Origin of the sequence: uncultured Mycobacterium sp. (assembly GCF_964249325.1) — a bacterium.
In the GTDB taxonomy this organism is placed as follows: Bacteria; Actinomycetota; Actinomycetes; order Mycobacteriales; family Mycobacteriaceae; genus Mycobacterium.
On the sequence record NZ_CAXUCH010000137.1, the window covers coordinates 2907 to 11430 of the forward strand.

Consider the following 8524-nt stretch of genomic DNA (forward strand, 5'->3'; position numbering starts at 1 on the left):
TGACGCCAGCCACGGCGACTCGATCGCCGTCAACGGCGTGTGCCTGACGGTTGTGGACGTGGTGCCGGGCGGGCAGTTCAGCGCCGATGTGATGGGCGAGACACTGAACCGGTCCAGCCTGCGCGGCCTAGAAATAGGCAGCCCGGTGAATCTCGAGCGCGCGGCGGCGGTGAACAGCCGCCTCGGCGGGCACATTGTGCAGGGCCATGTGGATGGCACCGGCCAGATCCTGGCCCGGATGCCCGCCGAGGGCTGGGAAGTGGTGCGGATCGAGCTGCCGGCCTCGCTGGCGCGCTACGTCGTCGAAAAGGGCTCGATCACGGTCGACGGCATCTCGCTGACCGTATCCGGGCTCGGTGACGACTGGTTCGAAGTCTCGCTGATTCCGACCACCCGGGAGCTGACCACCTTGGGCCGCGCCGCGGTGGGAACCACGGTGAACCTCGAGGTCGACGTCATCGCCAAATATGTCGAGCGGCTGATGCAGCGTCCCGCGGAGTAAGCAGCGGCAATAACGGCGGCCGCGCGGTGGTTCATACTGGATGCAACACACGAGCTCTTCACCAGGGCTCTTCTGGCAGCGTTCTCGGCCGAGAACGGTCGGGAACGGACAAGGTGGCAGAGATGACGAGGTTGGACTCCGTCGATCGGGCGGTTGCCGACATCGCGGCCGGCAAGGCCGTCATCGTCATCGACGATGAGGACCGCGAGAACGAGGGCGACCTCATTTTCGCCGCCGAGAAGGCGACGCCAAGCCTGGTGGCGTTCATGGTCCGCTACACCTCGGGATATCTGTGCGTGCCGCTGGACAGCGCGATCTGCGACCGGCTGGGCTTGTTGCCGATGTATGCGGTCAACCAGGACAAGCGCGGCACCGCCTACACCGTCACGGTGGACGCGAGAAACGGCGTGACTACCGGGATTTCGGCTTCCGACCGGGCGACGACGATGCGGTTGCTGGCCGATCCGGCCAGCGTCGCCGAGGATTTCACCCGGCCCGGTCACGTCGTTCCGTTGCGCGCCAAGGAAGGTGGCGTGTTGCGGCGCCCCGGCCACACCGAAGCCGCCGTCGACTTGGCCCGGATGGCCGGGCTGCAACCCGCCGGTGTGCTCTGCGAAATCGTCAGCCAGAAAGACGAGGGCGCGATGGCGCAGACCGACGAGCTGCGGGTGTTCGCCGACGAGCATGACCTGGCGCTGATCGCGATCGCCGACTTGATCGAGTATCGGCGCAAACACGAGAAGCAGATTGTGCGGGTCGCTGAAGCACGGATCCCCACCCGGCACGGCGAGTTTCGCGCGATCGGCTACACCAGCATCTACGACGACGTCGAGCACGTGGCTTTGGTGCGCGGTGAGATCGCTGGGCCCAACTACGACGGCGACGACGTGCTGGTTCGGGTGCACTCCGAGTGCCTGACCGGTGACGTGTTCGGATCCCGCCGCTGTGACTGCGGGCCCCAGCTGGACGCCGCGATGGCGATGGTCGCGCGGGAGGGCCGCGGTGTGGTGCTCTACATGCGCGGCCACGAAGGCCGCGGCATCGGTCTGCTGCACAAACTGCAGGCCTACCAGCTGCAGGACGCCGGCGAAGACACCGTCGACGCCAACCTCAAGCTCGGTTTTCCCGCCGACGCACGCGATTACGGCATCGGCGCGCAGATCCTGGTCGACCTCGGGGTCCGCTCCATGCGGCTGCTGACCAACAACCCCGCCAAGCGGGTCGGTCTGGACGGCTATGGGCTGCACATCATCGAACGGGTGCCGCTGCCGGTGCGAGCCAATGCCGAGAACATCCGGTATCTGATGACCAAACGCGACCGGATGGGCCACGACCTGGTCGGGCTCGACGACTACCACGAATCGGTCCATTTGCCAGGCGAATTCGGGGGCGCCTTGTGAGCCGCGGCGGGGCGCCGTGATCGTCGGCGACGATGCAGAGCGAAGCGATGAGGAGGAGCGGCGCACATGAGTGGTGGCGCCGGTGTGCCGGAGATGCCGGCGCTCGACGCGTCCGGGTTGAGACTGGCAATCGTCGCCAGTACGTGGCACACCGAAATCTGTGACGCGCTGCTGGACAACGCTCGTAAAGTGGCCGCTGACTGGGGCATCGACGACCCGACCGTGGTCCGTGTCCTCGGCGCGATCGAGATCCCGGTGGTGGCGCAGGAAGTGGCCCGCACACACGACGCTGTCGTCGCACTGGGAGTGGTAATCCGCGGTGAGACACCGCATTTCGACTACGTCTGCGACGCGGTGACCCAGGGCTTGACCCGAGTCTCGCTGGATGCGTCTACCCCGGTGGCCAACGGCGTGCTGACCACGAACACCGAAGAGCAGGCGCGTGACCGGGCGGGGCTGCCGACGTCGGCCGAAGACAAGGGCGCTCAGGCGACCGCGGCCGCGTTGAATACCGCGCTGACGCTGCGCGATCTGCGCGCACAGTCGTGACCGCGACACCGGACTGGGACGTGGAAGTGCGCCCGCACCTGACGCCGTACTTCGCCTATGCCGCGGCGGTGGTGATCGCGGCCGTACACATCGCAGTGGGCCTGCTGCTCAAAATCAAGTCCACCGGCGTGGTCTTCCAGACATCCGACCAGGTAGCGATCGCCGCCCTCGGCATCGTCATCGCCGGTGTGGTGCTGCTGTTCGCGCGGCCCCGTCTCCGCGTGGGCGCCGCCGGACTGTCGGTGCGCAACCTGCTGGGCGACAGGCTCATCCCATGGTCGGAGGTAGTCGGGGTGTCGTTTCCGGCCGGCGCCCGGTGGGCGCGAATAGACCTGCCCGACGACGAGTACATTCCGCTGATGGCGATCCAGGCCGTCGACAAACACCGCGCCGTAGCCGCCATGGACACCGTTCGCGAGCTGCTGGAGCACTACCGCCCCTTGCGCGAGCAGACGTAAAAACTCCAGTTTTCGGCCGCAAATAGGTGCTTTTACGTCTGGTCGCCGTACGCGACTAGCCTGAGAAACGTGCCTGATCCCGCCACATATCGCCCCGCGCCCGGGTCCATCCCGGTCGAGCCGGGCGTCTACCGCTTCCGGGACCAGTACGGACGTGTCATCTACGTCGGAAAGGCCAAGAGCCTGCGCAGCCGGCTGACGTCCTACTTCGCCGACGTCGCCAGCCTGCACCCGCGCACCCGCCAGATGGTGACCACCGCCGCCAAGGTCGAGTGGACCGTGGTCAACACCGAGGTCGAGGCGCTGCAGCTGGAATACAACTGGATCAAGGAGTTCGATCCCCGGTTCAACGTCCGCTATCGCGACGACAAGTCCTATCCGGTGCTGGCGGTCACCCTCAACGAGGAATTTCCGCGGCTGATGGTCTACCGCGGCCCACGGCGCAAAGGTGTGCGTTATTTCGGGCCGTACTCGCATGCCTGGGCTATCCGCGAGACGCTGGACCTGCTTACCCGAGTGTTTCCAGCTCGGACCTGCTCGGCGGGAGTCTTCAAGCGGCACAAGCAGATTGATCGGCCGTGCCTGCTCGGCTACATCGACAAATGCTCGGCACCGTGTGTCGGGCGGGTCAGCGCCGAGCAGCATCGCCAGATAGTGCTGGATTTTTGCGACTTCCTGTCGGGCAAAACCGAGAAGTTCGCCCGCAGCCTGCAACAGCAGATGAACGCCGCGGCCGAGCAACTCGACTTCGAGACGGCCGCGAGGCTGCGTGACGACCTCTCGGCGCTCAAGCGGGCACTGGAGAAGCAGGCGGTGGTGCTCGGTGACGGCACCGACGCCGACGTGGTGGCGTTCGCCGACGACGAGCTGGAAGCTGCTGTCCAGGTGTTTCACGTGCGGGGCGGGCGGGTCCGCGGCCAGCGCGGCTGGATCGTCGAAAAGCCAGGAGACCCCGGCGATTCAGCTGAAGCTCAACTCGTCGAGCAGTTTCTCACCCAGTTCTACGGCGAACAGGCCGAACTTGACGGCGCAGCAGACGAATCCGCCAATCCGGTGCCCCGCGAGGTGCTGGTGCCCTGTCTGCCGCCCAACGCCGACGAGCTGGCCAGCTGGCTGTCGGGTCTGCGCGGTTCGCGGGTGGTGCTGCGGGTTCCTCGCCGCGGCGACAAGCGGGCGCTGGCCGAAACCGTGCAGCGGAATGCCAAAGAGGCACTGCAGCAACACAAATTGAAGCGTGCTGGCGACTTCACCGCGAGATCTGCTGCGCTGCACAATATTCAGGAAGCGCTGGGCCTATCCGACGCGCCGCTGCGGATCGAATGCGTCGATGTCAGCCACGTGCAGGGCACCGACGTGGTGGGCTCGCTGGTGGTGTTCGAGGACGGGTTGCCGCGCAAGTCGGACTACCGCCATTTCGCGATCCGGGAAGCCGCCGGCCAAGGTCGCTCCGATGATGTCGCCTCCATCGCCGAGGTGACCCGACGCCGGTTCATGCGCCACCTGCGCGACCAGCAAGACCCGAATATACTTGCGCCTGAGGGGAAGTCACGGAAGTTCGCCTATCCGCCCAACCTGTACGTCGTCGACGGCGGCGCGCCCCAGGTCAATGCGGCCAAGGCGGTGCTCGATCACCTCGGCATCACCGACGTGGCGGTGATCGGTCTGGCCAAGCGGTTGGAAGAGGTGTGGGTGCCCTCCGAGCCTGACCCGATCATCATGCCGCGCAACAGTGAGGGTCTGTATCTGTTGCAGCGGGTGCGCGACGAGGCCCACCGGTTCGCGATCACCTATCACCGCAGCAAGAGGTCCAAGCGGATGACGGCGTCGGCCCTCGACGCGGTGCCGGGGCTGGGGGAGCACCGCCGCAAGGCGCTGGTCACACACTTCGGGTCGCTGGCCCGGCTCAGGGAGGCGACCGTTGAGGAGATCACCGCCGTTCCGGGTATCGGCGTGGCGACGGCGACGGCGGTGCTGGAAGCCCTGCGCGGCGATGCCGACGGCTCCAACGGGGCAGCTGATGCCCGGATCGCCGAACGGGCGTCGGGATGATGGACCACGATATGGGCCAGGGGATGAACGGCGAGAATCTGGTCGGGCCAAGTGGAAACGCTGTGCACGCGCAGTCGGCGGGCAACCAGCCCGACAACCATGAAGGGCCGGCGCAATCGGGCATCGACGTCGTGTTGGTGACCGGGCTTTCCGGTGCGGGGCGCGGCACTGCTGCCAAGGTGCTCGAGGATCTGGGCTGGTACGTCGCCGACAACCTGCCACCGCAGCTGATCACCCGGATGGTCGACTTCGGGCTGGCGGCGGGGTCGCGGATCACCCAGCTGGCGGTCGTGATGGATGTGCGCTCCCGCGGGTTCACCGGCGACTTGGACTGGGTCCGCAACGACTTGGCCACCCGCAACATCACCCCGCGGGTGTTGTTCATGGAAGCCTCCGACGACATGTTGGTGCGCCGCTACGAGCAGAATCGGCGCAGCCACCCGCTGCAAGGCAGGCAGACGTTGGCCGAGGGGATTGCCGCCGAGCGCGAGATGCTGGCTCCGGTGCGTGCCACCGCCGACCTGATCATCGACACCTCGACCCTGTCGGTGCGAGGCCTGCGGGAAAGCATCGAACGAGCGTTCGGCGGGGAGGCTGTGGCGCACACCAGCGTCACCGTCGAGTCGTTCGGCTTCAAATACGGCCTACCGATGGACGCAGACATGGTGATGGACGTTCGCTTCCTGCCCAATCCGCACTGGGTCGACGAGCTGCGGCCGCACAGTGGGCAGCATCCGGCAGTTCGTGACTACGTGTTGGGCCAGACCGGCGCGGCGGAGTTTCTGGACACCTACCATCGATTGCTGTCCCTGGTTGTCGACGGCTACCGGCGAGAGGGGAAGCGCTACATGACCGTCGCCATCGGCTGCACTGGCGGTAAGCACCGCAGCGTCGTCATCGCGGAGGAGTTGGCGCGGCTGCTTGAGCCCAACACGCAATTGTCTGTGCGGGTGCTGCACCGGGATCTGGGTCGCGAATGAACGAACGCATTGTCGCCCTGGGCGGCGGACACGGTCTGTATGCGACGCTGTCAGCGGCCCGGCGGCTGACCCCGCATGTCTCTGCGGTGGTGACGGTCGCCGACGACGGGGGCTCCTCTGGCCGGCTGCGCAACGAGCTCAACGTGGTGCCGCCGGGCGATCTGCGAATGGCATTGGCGGCCTTGGCATCCGACAGCCCGCACGGGCGACTGTGGGCGACCATCCTGCAGCATCGGTTCGGCGGCAGCGGCGCGCTGGCCGGGCACCCGATCGGAAACCTCCTGCTTGCCGGGCTCAACGAAGTACTGGCCGACCCGGTCGCGGCGCTCGACGAACTGGGCCGCATCCTCGGCGTCAAGGGCAGGGTGTTGCCGATGTGCCCGATCGCGCTCCAAATCGAGGCCGACGTCGCGGGCCTGGAGACCGACCCGCGGATGAGCCGGGTGATCCGAGGCCAGGTAGCGATCGCAACCACACCGGGAAAGGTGCGCCGAGTGCGGCTGCTGCCCGCCAACCCTCCGGCCACCAGGCAGGCCGTCGACGCCATCATGGCCGCCGACCTGGTGGTGTTGGGACCGGGCTCGTGGTTTACCAGCGTGATCCCGCATGTGTTGGTACCCGGGCTGGCCGCAGCCTTGCAGGCGACGACGGCCCGACGCGCGCTGGTGCTCAACCTGGTGGCCGAGCCGGGGGAGACCGCGGGCTTTTCGGTGGAGCGTCACCTGCATGTGCTGGCGCAGCATGCGCCGGACTTCACCGTGCATGACGTGATCATCGACGCCGACCGGGTGCCCAGTGAGCGCGAGCGTGAGCAATTGCGCCGCACCGCAAAGCTGCTCGACGCGCAGGTGCAATTGGTGGATGTCTCCAGACCTGGTACACCTTTACATGATCCGGGCAAGTTGGCGGCGGTGCTGGAAGACGTGCGGGTGCGCGGCACCGACGCCGAAGCCCGACCTGCGGCCACCGCACCGATGCCAATTGAAACTGAGGGGACCGGCGCTTCGGCACCGGGTCGTAGCGGACCGAGAGGTGACGACGCGTGGCGATGACGGCCGAAGTCAAAGACGAGTTGAGCCGGTTGGTGGTGAATTCGGTGAGCGCTCGGCGTGCGGAAGTCACGTCTCTGCTGAGGTTCGCCGGCGGGCTGCACATCGTGGGTGGCCGCGTCGTTGTCGAGGCCGAGGTCGATTTGGGCAGTATCGCACGAAGGCTGCGCAAGGACATCTTCGAGCTGTACGGCTACACCGCGTTGGTACATGTGTTGTCGGCCAGCGGTATTCGCAAACAAACCCGGTATGTGCTGCGGGTGGCCAACGACGGCGAGGCGTTAGCTCGGCAGACCGGCCTGCTTGATCAGCGCGGCCGTCCGGTGCGTGGCCTGCCGGCCCAGGTGGTGGGAGGCAGCATCGCCGACGCCGAAGCTGCTTGGCGGGGCGCGTTTTTGGCGCACGGATCGCTGACCGAGCCGGGACGCTCCTCGTCGCTGGAGGTCAGCTGCCCGGGGCCAGAGGCCGCGCTGGCCCTGGTGGGCGCGGCGCGCCGACTCGGGGTCAGCGCCAAGGCCCGCGAGGTGCGCGGCGCAGACCGGGTGGTGGTGCGGGACGGTGAAGCGATCGGCGCCTTACTCACGCGGATGGGCGCGCAGGACACCCGGCTGATTTGGGAAGAGCGCCGGATGCGCCGCGAAGTGCGGGCAACGGCTAACCGGTTGGCAAATTTCGACGACGCCAATCTTCGCCGTTCGGCCCGGGCCGCGGTGGCGGCGGCGCCCCGAGTCGAGCGGGCGCTGGAGATACTCGGCGACAGTGTGCCCGACCATCTGGCCGCGGCCGGCAAGCTCCGCATCGAGCACCGCCAGGCTTCCCTGGAAGAACTGGGCCGACTCGCCGACCCGCCAATGACCAAAGATGCAGTGGCAGGCCGTATTCGGCGACTACTGTCAATGGCGGACCGCAGAGCGAAGCAGGAGGGCATCCCCGACACCGAATCAGCGGTGACCCCGGATCTGTTGGAGGACGCCTGACTTAGAAGGGTGGATCGTCGGGCAGTGGTTGCAGAGGCGGCGGTCGCCAATCCGGCGGTAGTGCTTCGGGTTCTCGCGGCTCGTTCACCCAGGTACAGAATGGGCTAGTGCTCGGAGTGCCCTTGAAGAGGAACAGCATGCCGCGCACGTGTTGGCGGCAAAGGCATTTCAGATTCCACCACACGGTTAGCCCGCCCGCTTTGCGGTCGGCGTGATTGAACGGAATCGTATGGTCGATGTCGCAAGCCATCGCCGGACGGCTGCACCCCCGAAACCGACACGTCAAATCCCGACAACGGATCGCGCGCTCCAACGCTGCCGACGGTTGGTAGCGCGACGCCTCGTCAGGCGTGCTTCGCAAGTCGGCGAGCCTGAGCGAGGCGGCTGCCGCCAATGCACGGACCTGCTCGGCGTCGATGACCCCATAGCCCTCCAGGTAGCCCGGCTGACTGCTGTTGCCGTAGACCGTCTGGTCGCTGGCCACCACGTTGATGACGACTTGCGCGCCGCCCGGATCGCGATCATGCTCGGCATGGTCGTCGCGGATCGGACACTGGGGC

8 protein-coding genes and 1 pseudogene (1 of these 9 running past the window's edge) are annotated in these 8524 nt (G+C 66.8%); 8 read left to right on the top strand and 1 reads right to left on the bottom strand.

What is annotated here, in order from left to right; translation table 11 throughout:
• The 8 genes and pseudogenes from ACFE99_RS16440 to whiA all read left to right on the top strand — a co-directional run.
• Positions 1–502, top strand: a pseudogene (locus tag ACFE99_RS16440) (riboflavin synthase); it begins 93 nt to the left of the window's first position.
• Positions 503–624: 122 nt separating this feature from the next.
• Positions 625–1902, top strand: a complete 1278-nt coding sequence (locus ACFE99_RS16445) for a bifunctional 3,4-dihydroxy-2-butanone-4-phosphate synthase/GTP cyclohydrolase II (protein WP_375487110.1) — start codon at positions 625–627, stop codon at positions 1900–1902.
• Between the two features lie 66 nt (positions 1903–1968).
• Complete coding sequence (gene ribH / locus ACFE99_RS16450; RefSeq protein WP_375487112.1) at positions 1969–2451, top strand: 6,7-dimethyl-8-ribityllumazine synthase; 483 nt, start codon at positions 1969–1971, stop codon at positions 2449–2451.
• Positions 2448–2909, top strand: coding sequence for a PH domain-containing protein (locus tag ACFE99_RS16455; protein WP_375487114.1), 462 nt, complete (start codon positions 2448–2450; stop codon positions 2907–2909). The genes ribH and ACFE99_RS16455 overlap by 4 nt, the downstream gene beginning before the upstream one ends.
• A gap of 69 nt (positions 2910–2978) precedes the next feature.
• A complete protein-coding gene (gene uvrC / locus ACFE99_RS16460; protein ID WP_375487116.1) occupies positions 2979–4958 on the top strand; it encodes an excinuclease ABC subunit UvrC in 1980 nt (659 codons plus the stop codon).
• Between the two features lie 11 nt (positions 4959–4969).
• Positions 4970–5938 carry an RNase adapter RapZ gene (gene rapZ, locus ACFE99_RS16465; RefSeq protein WP_375487122.1) on the top strand — a complete coding sequence of 323 codons (969 nt, stop codon included), beginning with the start codon at positions 4970–4972 and terminating at the stop codon, positions 5936–5938.
• Entirely contained in the window at positions 5935–6990 is a 1056-nt protein-coding gene (gene yvcK / locus ACFE99_RS16470; RefSeq protein ID WP_375487118.1) for a uridine diphosphate-N-acetylglucosamine-binding protein YvcK, read from the top strand. The genes rapZ and yvcK overlap by 4 nt, the downstream gene beginning before the upstream one ends.
• The gene (gene whiA, locus ACFE99_RS16475) at positions 6987–7964 is read left to right on the top strand and encodes a DNA-binding protein WhiA (protein WP_375487124.1); all 978 of its coding nucleotides are present in this window, start codon (positions 6987–6989) and stop codon (positions 7962–7964) included. The genes yvcK and whiA overlap by 4 nt, the downstream gene beginning before the upstream one ends.
• A gap of 1 nt (position 7965) precedes the next feature.
• Here the strand turns inward: whiA and ACFE99_RS16480 are convergent.
• Positions 7966–8524 (bottom strand): DUF222 domain-containing protein (locus tag ACFE99_RS16480; RefSeq protein WP_375487120.1); only part of this gene is annotated, 559 nt, incomplete at its 5' end.